This window comes from Nocardioides zeicaulis (assembly GCF_042432345.1).
In the GTDB taxonomy this organism is placed as follows: Bacteria; Actinomycetota; Actinomycetes; order Propionibacteriales; family Nocardioidaceae; genus Nocardioides; species Nocardioides zeicaulis.
The window spans coordinates 864797-877927 of the sequence record NZ_JBHLXH010000002.1; the positions used below are offsets into that span (position 1 = coordinate 864797).

General features: G+C 73.8%; 10 protein-coding genes. 4 read left to right on the plus strand and 6 right to left on the minus strand.

Annotation, left to right across the window (positions count from 1 at the left end; translation table 11 throughout):
• Positions 1-102: 102 nt before the first annotated feature.
• Positions 103-1866 (plus strand): CHAP domain-containing protein, encoded by a 1764-nt coding sequence (locus ACFFJG_RS18725; RefSeq protein WP_378520295.1) that lies wholly within the window; start codon positions 103-105, stop codon positions 1864-1866.
• Between the two features lie 16 nt (positions 1867-1882).
• On the opposite strand, the gene ACFFJG_RS18730 is transcribed toward ACFFJG_RS18725, so the two are convergent.
• The 3 genes from ACFFJG_RS18730 to ACFFJG_RS18740 all read right to left on the minus strand — a co-directional run bounded on the left by ACFFJG_RS18730 (position 1883) and on the right by ACFFJG_RS18740 (position 6366).
• Positions 1883-3883: a pre-peptidase C-terminal domain-containing protein gene (locus ACFFJG_RS18730; protein ID WP_378520296.1), complete on the minus strand. Its 2001-nt coding sequence runs from the start codon at positions 3881-3883 to the stop codon at positions 1883-1885.
• A gap of 135 nt (positions 3884-4018) precedes the next feature.
• The gene (gene guaB / locus ACFFJG_RS18735; RefSeq protein WP_378520297.1) at positions 4019-5521 is read right to left on the minus strand and encodes an IMP dehydrogenase; all 1503 of its coding nucleotides are present in this window, start codon (positions 5519-5521) and stop codon (positions 4019-4021) included.
• Positions 5522-5544: 23 nt separating this feature from the next.
• Positions 5545-6366, minus strand: a complete 822-nt coding sequence (locus ACFFJG_RS18740) for a patatin-like phospholipase family protein (protein WP_378520298.1) — start codon at positions 6364-6366, stop codon at positions 5545-5547.
• A gap of 79 nt (positions 6367-6445) precedes the next feature.
• Here ACFFJG_RS18740 and ACFFJG_RS18745 point away from each other — a divergent pair, with 79 nt between their 5' ends.
• The 3 genes from ACFFJG_RS18745 to ACFFJG_RS18755 are packed head-to-tail and all read left to right on the plus strand — an operon-like array spanning position 6446 to position 9921.
• On the plus strand, positions 6446-7978 hold the full coding sequence (locus tag ACFFJG_RS18745; protein WP_378520299.1) for a hypothetical protein: 1533 nt from the start codon (positions 6446-6448) through the stop codon (positions 7976-7978).
• Positions 7979-8038: 60 nt separating this feature from the next.
• A complete protein-coding gene (locus ACFFJG_RS18750; RefSeq protein ID WP_378520300.1) occupies positions 8039-8563 on the plus strand; it encodes a SigE family RNA polymerase sigma factor in 525 nt (174 codons plus the stop codon).
• Positions 8557-9921 carry a hypothetical protein gene (locus ACFFJG_RS18755; RefSeq protein WP_378520301.1) on the plus strand — a complete coding sequence of 455 codons (1365 nt, stop codon included), beginning with the start codon at positions 8557-8559 and terminating at the stop codon, positions 9919-9921. Before ACFFJG_RS18750 ends, ACFFJG_RS18755 begins: the two co-directional genes overlap by 7 nt.
• A gap of 12 nt (positions 9922-9933) precedes the next feature.
• Here ACFFJG_RS18755 and ACFFJG_RS18760 read toward each other — a convergent pair whose 3' ends face one another.
• The 3 genes from ACFFJG_RS18760 to groES form a co-directional block, all read right to left on the minus strand.
• Positions 9934-10848, minus strand: coding sequence for a GNAT family N-acetyltransferase (locus ACFFJG_RS18760; RefSeq protein ID WP_378520302.1), 915 nt, complete (start codon positions 10846-10848; stop codon positions 9934-9936).
• 127 nt (positions 10849-10975) lie between these two features.
• Positions 10976-12595, minus strand: a complete 1620-nt coding sequence (gene groL / locus ACFFJG_RS18765) for a chaperonin GroEL (RefSeq protein ID WP_378520303.1) — start codon at positions 12593-12595, stop codon at positions 10976-10978.
• Between the two features lie 84 nt (positions 12596-12679).
• The gene (groES, locus tag ACFFJG_RS18770) at positions 12680-12973 is read right to left on the minus strand and encodes a co-chaperone GroES (protein WP_121139970.1); all 294 of its coding nucleotides are present in this window, start codon (positions 12971-12973) and stop codon (positions 12680-12682) included.
• Positions 12974-13131 lie beyond the last annotated feature (158 nt).

The window sequence follows — 13131 nt, forward strand, 5'->3', positions numbered from 1 at the left end:
GTGGCCCGATCGGACCAGCTCGCCGTCGCGGTGTGACGCACGTCCGACCCGAGGTTCGCCAAAGCACCTCCGGGGCCGCTCCGGCGTCCCTACCGTTCCGGCGTGGGGATCTTCAAGGGGACGCGCCGACAGGGACGCCGAGGAGTGGCGCACGCGCTCGTGACCGCCGCCGCGGCAGGCGGGCTGCTCGTCGTGGCCGCGCCCGCCGCCCAGGCGTCCGACGACTACCCGTGGGCGTGGCAGGGCCAGTGCCCCATCGTGCCCCAGGAGCCGATCGAGGAGCCGACCCCGACCGCTCCCCCGACGCCGACCCCCGGACCCGCGACCCCTGGACCGGCCACGCCCGGACCCGGCCCCGGCACGCCGGGTGCGCCGGCGACGCCCGCCGTCGAGCCGCCCCCGCCCCCGCCGCCCGTCCTCGACCCGGTCACCGGCCACCTCTACGACCCGCGCGGCCCGAAGCCGACGTGCGCGCGCCGCGTGTGGTCCATCGGCGGCTCGATCGGCGACCCGTGGGGCTTCGTGCTGCGCAACTGCACGAGCTTCGTGGCCTGGCGCCTGCACGAGCGCAACCACCTCACCGGGTTCTCCAACTCCTTCCGCGGCCGCCACTGGGGCAACGCCGCGAACTGGGACGACGTCGCCCGCTCCCTGGGCTACCGCGTCGACTCCGTCCCGGCGATCGGCGCGGTCGCCCAGACCGACTCCGGCCGCGTGGGCCACGTCGCGTGGGTGAGCGCGATCGGCCCCGGCACGGTGACGGTCGAGGAGTACAACCACGCCCTGCCCGGCGGCTACGGCACGCGCACGGTGCCGGTCTCCGACTTCCGCTACCTCCACCTCGACGACGTCGCGCCCTCTCCCTACGTCGGCTCCGACCGCCCGCTGGTCGCGGTGCCCGACGGCCTCGGCGAGTCGTGGACCGCCCGGGTCGACGACGCCGGCACCCTGCGGGTCGCCCGCCCCGGCCGCGAGGCGCGCGTGGTGGGCCGTCCCGGAGGCTTCTCCCGCCTCGCCGCGCCCGCACTGGCGGTCGACGCCCACCGGCGCCCGTGGCTCGCCGCGACGACCGCCGACGGGCGCGTGCTGGCCGGCACGCTGCGCGGCACCCGCTTCGTGCTGCGCCCCGTCGCCGGTGCCGCCGCGACGTCCAGCCCGGCGGTCGCGCTGTCGCGCACCGGCCGGCCGGTGGTGGCGGCCACCTCTGCCGACGGCACCCTGACCACCCGCCGCCTGACCCGCGCAGGACGGTGGAGCCGCCCCGAGCGGGTCGGTCGCCCCGGCTCGTGGTCGACCCACGCCGCCCCGGTGCTGGGCCACGACGTCGCGGGCCGGACCTGGCTCGTCGCCGTCACCGTCGGCGGCACCACGTGGGCCCGCGGCCTCGAGCGCGGCCGGCTGGTCCGGCTCCCCGGCGCCACCGCGTCGGCCACGTCCACGCCCGCGCTGAGCCTCGCCCAGGACGGGACGGCCTACCTGCACCAGGTGGGCGCCGACGGGCGCCTCCTCGTGCGCACGCTGCACGCCGGTCGCTGGGGGCGCCCCGAGGCCCTGCCCGGTCGCTGGTCGGTCTACGGCTCGCCCGCGGTGAGGGTCGTCGGCGGCCAGCTGGTCGTCGCCGCCACCGACGCCGGCGGTGCCGTCCAGGTGCGCTCGGCCGTGCCGGGACGACGTACGCACTTCACCGCCCGGGTCCGCTCCACCGGCGACCCGACCGCCTCGCCCGCCGTCGTGACCCGCGCCCGCTCCGGCGTGTTCGTGGTCGTCGGCGAGGGTCCACGGACCGGCCGGGCCAGGTTGCTGACCCGACCGGCCGCGGCGCTGGTGCGCGACTCCTCGCCGACGCGGGCCGGCTTCACGTCCTGACCCGCGCCGGCAGCCGTCAGCGGCCGGAGTAGGCCCAGGCGCTGACGTTGAGCGTGTCCTCCAGGCCGGTGAAGCCCTCCACCGGCGCGTAGGTGTCGGTGACGAACCGGACGTTGTCGTCGTCGGCGGTGCCGCCGATGCCGTCCGGACCGACGCCGTAGAGGTTGGTGGCGAAGTTCGAGCCACCGCTGTCCATCATGTTGCCGACCTCGTCGGCGTTGTCGGTGTGGTAGTTGCCGATCGTGTGGCCGACCTCGTGGGCGACCACGTTGCCCACGGCCTCGGAGACGAACTTCACGCGGTCGCTCGAGGCGTTCATGAACGTGTTGAGCGACGACGCCGGGCCGGCCGCCGCGCTGAGCACGTCGAGCAGCACGATCGCCTCGTCCTGGTGGCCGTAGTTGCCCGGGTCGATGTACTGGGCGATGCCGATCGTGGAGATGCCGGTCTCGGCGATGGTGCCCGCGACGTAGATCCGCGACACGTTCTCCTGCCCGATGAGCTCGGGGCTGGTGCGGGCGTTGAGCACCTCGACGTTCACGTCGGGGTTGAGCCCACCCGCCTGCAGCTCGGCCTGGAGGTTGCGGCGCACGACGTTGACCACGCGGTTCTCGACCTTGCGCCCGTCGGCGCGGGCGATGCCCCACTGCGGGACGAACGCCGAGAACGGCGACACGGTGCGCACCCCGGGTCCGCCCCAGGTGCCGGCGTTGACGCGACCGGGCGCGAAGTCCAGCAGCACGGTCTGGGTGCGGCCGCGGTCGCCCTGGGCGCCGGGCCGGTAGCCCTCGAGGGTGACGTCGTACGCCCCGGTGCCACCGCTGACCTGCAGCGAGTACCAGCCCGCCTCCTCGGCGACGTAGGCGATGGTGGTGTTGCCGCCACCGGGCAGCGGGGAGGTCGGCGGGTAGAGCGAGGAGGCGTCGGTGCCGATGCCGCCCACGCGCTGCTCGCCCGACGGCGTGCGGACAGTCAGGCCCGTCGCGGAGCCCTCGGACGTCGACCCGATGACGTCGCCCGGGCGCAGCCGCACGGAGTAGTAGTCGGCGTCGAGGCGCTGGCTGGCGACGGTGAGCTTGTAGTCGCCCGTGTCGGCGCCGCCGGCCCCGCTGCCGGAGTCGGTCGGGTCGGCCGGCAGCGGGTCGAGGGCGTAGCCGCCGACCATCACGTAGTAGGTGCCGGCCTCCGGGGGCGCGTAGCTGAGGCTGCTGAGCGTGCCGGTGCCGCTGTCGTCGTCGGCGACCAGCGGCGTCCCGTCGGCGGCGTAGACGACCAGGATCGTGTCGGTGGTCGTCGGGCTGCCCTCGGTGTCGGCGGTGAGGGTCTGGCCCGCCGCGACGTCGACGGCGTAGAAGTCGAAGTCGTTGGTGCCGTCACCGGTCGTGCCGTGCGGGCCGTCGCCGAGCACCGAGGTCACGCTCGCGCTGCCGGAGCCGGTGATCCCGGTGGGGGTGGCGAGCGGGATCGAGCCCTGGTCCTCCGTCGTGGTCACGGCGCGCGGCGTGCTGGCGGCCGGGGCGGCCAGGTCGCCGAGGATCCGCACCGCCGGCAGCCGGGTCGCGGCGGTGCCGAACTCCGCGATCGGCTCCGCGTTGGCGTGGGTGTCGTTGGAGCCGGCCGTGCCGGCGGGCTCCTCCTCGTCGTGGACGAAGGGCGTGAGCGCCTTCTTCCGCGGCAGGGCCCCCTTCTCGGTCACGCCGAGCTCGGCGCGGCGGTTGGCCGCCAGCTTCGCCGAGCCGGCCCGCTGCTCGGCCTGCTCGTGCATGAGCTTGTTCCACGCGAAGTAGTTCGCGTCGTCGAGCGACGGCAGGTTGGCGAGGTAGGGGTTGGGGTTGGCCTGTGCCGTCAGCGCGGCGGCGTCGGTCTCCTTGGGTGCGACCTGGAGGCCCAGGTCGAGCGCTTCCTGCTGCTGCGGCGTGACGGTGTCCTGCCCCGTCGGTGCCGCGAAGGACAGTGCCGGTATGGCGATGGCGACGAGGCCGGCGGTGCCGGTCGCTGCCCAGATGCGTGCGCGCACGTGCGCTCCTCCCGAGATGATTCCCGGGACCGAGACCCGCGTGCTGCTGCCCTGGTCGTGCGACGGCCAGGGTCCCGATCCCCTGACCCAGCCAACCTAGGCGCGCTCCCGACGGCGCGGAAGCCGTCCTTTGGTCTACATCCCGGAGTAGTTGGGCGCCTCGACGGTCATCTGCACGCCGTGCGGGTGGCTCTCCTTGAGCGAGGCGCTGGTGATCCGCACGAAGCGGCCCTTCTCCTGCAGCTCTGCGATGGTGCGGGCGCCGACGTAGAACATCGACTGGTTGAGGCCGCCGACCAGCTGGTGGGCCACGGCCGACAGCGGGCCGCGGTAGGCGACCTGGCCCTCGATGCCCTCGGGGACGATCTTGTCGTCGCTGGCGACCTCGGCCTGGAAGTAGCGGTCCTTGGAGTACGACTTCTTGCCGCGGCTGCTCATCGCCGCGAGCGAGCCCATGCCGCGGTAGGACTTGAACTGCTTGCCGTTGACGAAGACGACGTCGCCGGGCGACTCCTCGCAGCCGGCGAGCATCGAGCCCACCATCACCGCGTCGGCGCCGGCCACGAGGGCCTTGGCGATCTCGCCGGAGTGCTTCATGCCGCCGTCGGCGATCAGCGGGACACCGGCCGGCTTCGTGGCCAGCGACGCCTCGTAGACCGCCGTCACCTGCGGCACGCCGACCCCGGTCACGACGCGGGTGGTGCAGATCGAGCCGGGTCCGACGCCGACCTTGACCGCGTCGGCTCCCGCGTCGACGAACGCCTGCGCGCCCTCGCGGGTGGCGACGTTGCCGCCGATGACCTGCACGTGGCGGGTCGCGGGGTCGGTCTTGAGCCGCTTGACCATGTCGAGCAGCAGGTGCACGTGGCCGTGGGCGGTGTCGGCGACCAGCACGTCGACACCCGCCTCGACGAGGGTGGTGGCGCGCTCCCACGCGTCGCCGAAGTAGCCGATGGCGGCGCCGACCAGCAGCCGCCCGTCGGCGTCGTAGGACGCGTGCGGGAACTGCTCGCCCTTGACGAAGTCCTTGACCGTGATCAGGCCGCTGAGGCGGCCCTCGTCGTCGACGAGCGGCAGCCGCTCGCGCTTGTGCGCCCGCAGCAGCGCGGTGGCCTCGTCGCGGCTGATGCCGGGACGGCCGGTGATGAGGCCCTCGCTGGTCATCACCTCGGTCACCTTGGTGGTGGCCCACTCGGCGACGGGCGTGAAGCGCAGGTCGCGGTTGGTGATGATGCCGAGCAGCCGGTTGTCGAGGTCGACGACCGGGAGGCCGGAGACGCGGTACTCGCCGCAGAGGCGGTCGAGGTCCTCGAGCGTCGCGTCGGGACCGATGGTGACCGGGTTGGAGATGATGCCGGTCTGGGTGCGCTTGACCAGGTCGACCTGGCGCGCCTGGTCCTCGATGGAGAGGTTGCGGTGCAGGACGCCGATGCCGCCCTCGCGGGCCATCGCGATCGCCATCCGCGCCTCGGTGACCGTGTCCATCGCGGCGCTGACCAGCGGCACGCGGATCGAGATCTCACGGGTCAGGCGCGTGGTGGTGTCGATGTCGCTGGGAGCCAGGTCCGACTCCCCCGGCAGCAGCAGCACGTCGTCGTAGGTGAGGCCCAGGGCGGCGAACTTCTCGGGGATCTCCACACCCCGATCCTACGGCGGTCGGCTCAGGCACTCACGTCCGCGTCGAGGAGCGCGCCGACGGCCGCGGCCTCACCCAGCCGGAACAGCGTCCCGGTGTGGGTGAAGTCGAGCATCGTGCCGCAGTGGAAGCTGCGGTCGAGCACGCAGCCGATGACCTGCACCCCGGGGTCGAACGCGCCGCTGGTGCGGTGGTGGATCGAGATGGCGAGCGACCCGATGAGCACGTCCAGCGGCGAGCGCAGCGACCGCGCGGCGGGCGGCTTGGTGACGTCGAGGGCGAAGACGCGGTCGCCCGGGCGGGCGATCGCGGCGGCGGCCGACAGCGGCAGGTTCTCCGAGATGCCGGCGTCGACGTGCGGGGCCGGACCGTCGCCGTCGTCGAGCACGACCGGCGGGAAGACCGCCGGGATCGCGGCGGACGCGGCCAGGAGGTCCCCGATCGCGCCCTGCACGTGGTGGTGGGCGCGGCCGGTGACCAGATTGGTCGTCGCGACGACGGCGGGGACGGCGAGGTCCTCGAGCCGCTGCTCCGGGATCCACGACGCGACCAGGTGGCGGAGCCGGTCGGAGGAGAACAGGTAGGGACGCAGCCGCACCAGGTTGCCCGGGACCGACGCGCGCGACCCGGTGAGGTCCCGCGCGCGCATCGACATCCAGCGGTCCGCGAGCTGCTCGACGCGCTCGGGGGTCGGGTCGTGGGCGAGCGAGCAGGCGTTGATGGCGCCCACCGACGCGCCGACCACGACGTCCGGGCGGATGCCGGCGCCGAGGAGGGCCCGCAGCATCCCGACCTGCGCGGCTCCGCGCGAGCCGCCGCCGGAGAGGACGAAGATGTTCCTGGTCATGCCTTGACTTCGGCACGCCGGCCCGCCACGTGAGGCAAACCGGGCGGATCCGCGGGGGCCCGGGTGAGAGGGTGTCGCCATGGTGCGGGGGCGGACGGTCTGGCTCGCCGCCCTCGCGGCGTTCGTCCTGCGCTTCCCCGGCCTGCTGTGGCCGCTGCGCCCCGACGAGGCGGGCTTCCTCCTCGTCGCCGAGAGCTGGCAGCCCGAGCCCGGCTCGCTCTACGGCCACTACTGGGTCGACCGGCCGCCCCCGGTGATCTGGCTGATGCAGGCCTGCGACGCGATCGGCGGTCCGTACCTCCACCGTCTGGTCGGGGCGGTCGGCTGCGCGCTCCTGGTGCTCGCCGCGGCCGCGGCGACGCGCGAGCTGGCCCGCCGCGCCGGGGTCGTCGACCCGCGTGCCGTACGACGCCTGTCCGGCTGGGTCGCGATCGGCACCGCCGCGATGGTCGGCAACGCCGAGATCGACCCCGTCGCCGCCAAGGGCGAGCTGTTCGGCATCCCGCTCGTGCTCGCCTCGTGCTGGCTCTCCCTGCGCGCGGTGCGGCGCTCGTCGGCCGTCGACGCGGCCTGGGCGGGCGCCCTCGCCGTCTGCGCGATCGGCTTCAAGCAGAGCATCCTCGGCGGTGTCGTGTTCGGCGGCGTGCTCCTCGTGGGCTCCGCGCTCGCACGCCACCTCCCGCCCCGCGCGGCCCTGCGCTGCGCCGCCGCTGCCGTCGCCGGCGGGCTCGTGCCGGTGGGGGTCGTGGTCGGCTGGGCGCTCGCCGAGGGCGTGCGGCTGCGCACCCTCTGGTACGCCACGGTCACCTTCCGCTCCGACGCGAGCCGGGTGATCGCCACCCAGGACAGCTCGGGGGCGCAGGCCCGGGTGTGGGCCCTGGTCGGGGTGTTCGTGGGCGCCGGGATGCTCTTCGTGGTGGTGGCCCTGCTCGCCCGGCTGCCCTCGCTGCTGCGCCACGACGCCGTCGTCGCGGTGGCCGTGACGGTGAGCGTCGGGGTCGACCTGGTGGGGGTCGCGGTGAGCGGGAGCTACTGGACGCCGTACCTCTTCGTCCCGGTGCCCTCCCTGGCCCTCGCGCTGGCGCTGGTGGTGACCGAGGAGCACCTGCACCGGCGGCGGGTCCCGCTGGCGCTGCCGACGCTGGCCTTCGCGGTGGGCTCCTGCCTGCTCGCCATCAGCACGTGGACCGTGACCTGGGTGCACGGGCGGGTGCCGACGGAGCTGCGCACGGGCGAGGCGATCGCCGCCGCCGCCCGGCCCGGCGACCGCGTGCTGGTCTACGGCGGTCGCGCCGACATCCAGTGGGCCAGCCGCGCGTCGTCGCCGTACCCCTACCTCTGGTCGCTGCCGATGCGCACCCTCGACCCCGGCCTGGCGGACCTCAGCGACGTGCTGACCGGCACCGACCCGCCGACGTGGTTCGTCGAGGCCAGCTACATCAACACCTGGAGCGAGCTCGGCACGATGCCGGTCGAGCAGTCGCTCATCAAGAAGTACGAGTTCGTCCGCACCGCGTGCGACCGCTACCGCGTCTACCACCTCAACTCCGTCGACGACATCGACATCGACGTGGACTGCTCGACCCCCTTCCGCACCATCTGGGGCAAGTGATCGGCCTCGGCGTGCAACCCGGCGGTGGGCTCACCCCGTTCAGGAGGTCATGGAGCAGAAGTGAGGCGTGACGAGGCGGCGTTCGTCGAGTTCGCCACGTCCGCGCGCGACCGGCTGCGCCGCACGGCGTACCTGCTGTGCGGCGACTGGGACCGCGCCTCCGACCTGGTGCAGGAGGGGCTGGTCCGGGTCTACGTCCGCTGGCCCCGGCTGGTGCGCCACGGCGGCGAGATGTCCTACGCCCGCAAGGCCGTGGTCAGCGCCTACCTCGACCACGTGCGGCGGCGCTCGAGCACCGAGCGCCCGCAGGAGGCCGACCACACCGTGGCGAGCGGCGAGGACGTGGCCACGACGGTCGCCACCCGGCGGGCGCTGATGGCAGCGCTCGAGCAGCTGCCACCACGCCAGCGCGCGTGCGTGGTGCTGCGCTACTTCGAGGACCTGTCGGTCGAGCAGACCGCCGCGCTCCTCGGGTGCACCGAGGGCACGGTCAAGAGCCAGACCTCGCGCGGCCTCTTCGCGCTGCGGTCCATGTTCGAGGACTCGCCGTTCGGCGAGCTGGTCGAGGGAGCGGTGTCATGGTGAACGAGCTGCGCGCACTGATGCGGGACGCGACCGACCGGCCGCCCCACGACCCGGGCGACCTCCGCGCCGTCCTGGGCGCCGGGCGACGCCGCGTACGGGTCCGCCGGGCGGTGACGGCCGGCGCCACCGCGCTCGCGGTCGGCGCGATCGGCCTCGGGGCGGACGCCTGGGTCAGTCCCTCCCCCGCCGACCTCGCGGCCGCCGGGGTGCCGCGGGCGGAGGGCCCCGTGGTCCGGCTCGGCGACGCGCGTCCCGCGGTCGAGGGGCAGGACTACCGCGAGGTCACGTCGGTGACCAACGAGGACCTCGACTCCGACAACGGTCACTACGTCGACGGCGTGACCGACGACGGGCTGGTCCTGTTCCGCGACGGCCCCCGGTCCGACCAGCTCTACCCCCGCTACGCGCTCATGGACCCCGCGACCGGCGCGAAGGACTGGCTGCCCGGGACCCGCGGGCTCGGCCAGTCCCAGGTGGTCGCGGTCGAGCTGGGCGTGCAGCGCCTCGTGCTGGTCGGCCCCGACGAGCAGTCGGGCGACGGCTCGTCGATGTCGCTGGTCGCGCGGGTCTACGACCGCGCGAGCGGCGCCTGGCGCACCGTGCGGTGGCCCGGCCTGCCCGCGGCGGACGGGCCGTGGGGCTCACGCGTCGGACCCGACGGGCGGCTCTACGTCCGCGTCCCCGCGACCCGCGGCGAGGTGCCGGAGGGCGGGTGGCCGCAGGGCCCGGACGGCGAGGCCGAGGACGCCGACGCCCAGGGCGACACCTTCGAGCTGTGGTCGGCCTCGCTCGCCGACCCCTCCGACGTGCGCGACGAGGGCCTGCGCGTCGGCCTGTTCGGCTTCACCGACGACGCGCTGGTCTGGTCGGACTCGAGCAACGGCGACGCCGGCCAGCTCCACGTCCGCGACCTCGCGACCGGTGAGGAGACGTCGTTCGACCCACGGCTGGGCGCGCGGTGCAACCTGCTCGGGCTCGACGTCGCCGGCGACCGGATCGCCATGTCGCAGTACTGCGGGACCTACACGGGCGGGGTGCGCGACGACCGCGTGCAGGTCGTGACGACCGACGGCGAGCCGGTCGTCACGGTGCAGGACAGCGGCGTGGACGGCGGCGACCTGGTCGGCGGCGGCGACTACCTCACGGTGGTGGCGTACACCCGCGCGACCGGAGGCACCTACCTCTACGACATCGCCGCCGGCACCCTGGAGCAGCTGAGCGACTCCCCCTCGTCGTGGAACGTCGGCCAGGGCCCGACCCCGGGCGACCAGTTCCTGTGGAGCGAGGGCGCGGGTACCCTCAGCGGGCTGTTCGGCCGCTCGGGCGCCACCGCCCACCTCAGCGAGGTGCTGCGCTAGCGCACCGCGGGGTCAGACGCGCTCGGGCGCAGGCTGGCGGACCGGGATCCTGACGGTCAGGTCGTCCGCACCCATCCGGATCCGGCCGCGCAGGCCGCTGCCGAGCACCAGCGGCAGGACCGCGGGGTTGTCGGCGGAGGTCCGCACGACCAGCTCGGTGGCACCGCCCGACCGGGCGGCTCGGGTCGCCTCGAGCAGCAGCCGCGAGCCGAGGCCGCGCCGGCGCCAGGCGGGCTCGACGGCGAGCTCGAGGTGCCAGGCCCCCTCCTCGCCGACCAGCCAGGTCGCGGTGCCGACGACGGCGCTCGCGACCAGCGCCCGCACCGACGAGCCGCTCGTCTCGAACCGGGGCCCCTCGTCCGGGGCCGCGTCCGGGGCCGGGGCCTGGTGGGTGGCCTGGTGCGCGGCCGCGGCGAGGACGTCGGTGACGAGCTCGGCCAGGGCGGTGCCACGGGCGTGCTCGGCCGCGGTGAAGGGCGCCGAGCGCCGCAGCTGCACCTGGACGTCGCCGATCTCGAGGTCCATCCCGTGGCCGATGGCCAGGGTGTCGGTGCCGGCGTCGGTGCCGGTGTCGGTGCCGGCGTCGGCCTCGGCGTCGAAGAGACGGGCCACCACGTCGGGGAAGCCGGCCGGGTGGGCCAGGATCGCGCGGGCGGCGAGGACGTACCGGGTGGGCTGGTCGCCCAGCGCGGCGTCGGTGCACGGCAGCACGCTCACCCGGCTGCCGCCCGCGCCCTCGACCAGCGCGGCGAGGTCGGCCAGGTCCCAGTCGTCGGGCGTGCGGAGCACCAGCTCGTCGGTCACCCGGTCCACGCCCGGGAACACCTGCAGCCCCAGGATGTTGACGCCCGCCTCACCGCAGCGCGTGGCCAGCCCGGCCAGCGCCCCGGGGCGGTCCTCCAGCGTCGTGCGCACTCTCCACAGCATGGGTCCGATCCTCGCGCAGCGATGTTTCGTCCGGCGTCGGCTCACGTAACACCGGTGTCACGACGACGGCCCGCCCCTCCCCACCGTGGAGGTGGGGCGGGACGGGCCGTGCGCGTGGGACGAGGGATCAGTGGCCGTGGCCGTGACCGTGGCCGGCGGCGGCCGGCTCCTCCTCCTCGGGCTTGTCGACGACCAGGGTCTCGGTCGTCAGCAGCATCGCGGCGATGGAGGTCGCGTTGACCAGCGCCGAGCGGGTGACCTTGACCGGGTCCAGGACACCCTGGGCGACCAGGTCGCCGTACTCGCCGGTGGCGGCGTTGTAGCCGTTGCCGACGCCGAGCTCGCGCACCTTGGCGGTCACGACGTAGCCGTTCTCGCCACCGTTCTCGGCGATCCAGCGCAGCGGCTCGTCGGCGGCCTTGCGGACCACGCGGACGCCGGCGGCCTCGTCACCGGTGAGGCCGAGGTTGTCGTCCAGCACCGAGACGGCGTGGATGATCGCCGAGCCACCGCCGGGGACGATGCCCTCCTCGATCGCGGCGCGCGTCGCGGAGACGGCGTCCTCGATGCGGTGCTTCTTCTCCTTCAGCTCCACCTCGGTGGCGGCGCCGACCTTGATCACGCACACGCCGCCGGCGAGCTTGGCGAGACGCTCCTGGAGCTTCTCGCGGTCCCAGTCGGAGTCGGTGTTCTCGATCTCGGCCTTGATCTGGTTGACGCGACCCTCGACGGCGTCGCGGTCGCCCGCGCCGTCGACGATGGTGGTGTTGTCCTTGGTGATGACCACGCGACGGGCCTGGCCCAGCACCTCGAGGCCCACCTGGTCGAGCTTGAGGCCGACCTCGGGGGCGACGACCTGGCCGCCGGTGAGGACGGCGATGTCCTGCATCATCGCCTTGCGGCGGTCACCGAAGGCGGGGCTCTTGACCGCGGCGACGTTGAAGGTGCCGCGGATCTTGTTGACCACCAGGGTCGAGAGCGCCTCGCCCTCGACGTCCTCGGCGAGGATGAAGAGCGGCTTGCCGGTGGCGATGACCTTCTCCAGCACCGGGAGGAGCTCCTGGATCGAGGAGATCTTGCCCTGGTGGAGCAGGATGTAGGGGTCGTCGAGGACGGCCTCCATCGACTCCGGGTCGTTGACGAAGTAGGCCGAGATGTAGCCCTTGTCGAACTGCATGCCCTCGGTGAACTCGAGCTCGGTGCCCATGGTGTTGGACTCCTCGACCGTGATCACGCCGTCCTTGCCGACCTTGTCGAAGGCCTCGGCGAGCAGGTCGCCGATGTGGCTGTCGCGGCTCGAGATCGTGGCGACGGAGGCCATGTCCTCGCGGGACTCGACCTCGCGGGCCGCCTCTCGCAGCGCGTCGCCGACGGCCTCGGCCGCCGCGTCCATGCCGCGCTTGAGACCCATCGGGTTGGCGCCGGCGGCCACGGCACGCAGGCCCTCGTGGACCATCGCCTGGGCCAGCACGGTGGCGGTGGTGGTGCCGTCACCCGCGACGTCGTTGGTCTTGGTGGCCACCTCCTTGGTGAGCTGGGCACCGAGGTTCTCGAACGGGTCGTCGAGCTCGATCTCACGCGCGACGGTCACACCGTCGTTGGTGATCGTGGGGGCTCCCCACTTCTTGTCGAGGACGACGTAGCGGCCCTTGGGGCCGAGCGTGACCTTGACGGCGTTGGCGAGGGCGTCGACGCCGCGCTCGAGCGCGCGTCGGGCGTTCTCGTCGAACTCCAGGATCTTGGGCATCTGTGTGCTCCTAGGACGAAATGATCAGGGCCTGACGTGCAACGGGTCCCGGCCGGCACGGGGCCGGCCGGGACACCGGGTGCGTCAGGAGACGACGGCGAGGACGTCGCGGGCGGAGAGGATCAGGTACTCCTCGCCGGCGTACTTGACCTCGGTGCCGCCGTACTTGCTGTAGATGACCTTGTCACCCACCGCGACGTCGACCGGGACGCGGTTGCCGTTGTCGTCGACACGGCCGGGGCCGATCGCGAGGACCTCGCCCTCCTGGGGCTTCTCCTTCGCGGTGTCCGGGATGACCAGGCCGGAGGCGGTGGTCTGCTCGGCGTCGAGCGGGCGGACGACGATGCGGTCCTCGAGGGGCTTGATGTTGACCGACACTTCGGATCAACCTCCACTTTCTCTGGCGCGTGTTTCTTCAGGACGTGGTCCCGTGGAGGCCTCGGCACGCCGTCGCGGGGATCGAGCCGGGGACACGGGGATTGGCATTCTCGGGGCGAGAGTGCCAAGGCTGACGCTAGCACTCTCCCCAACCGAGT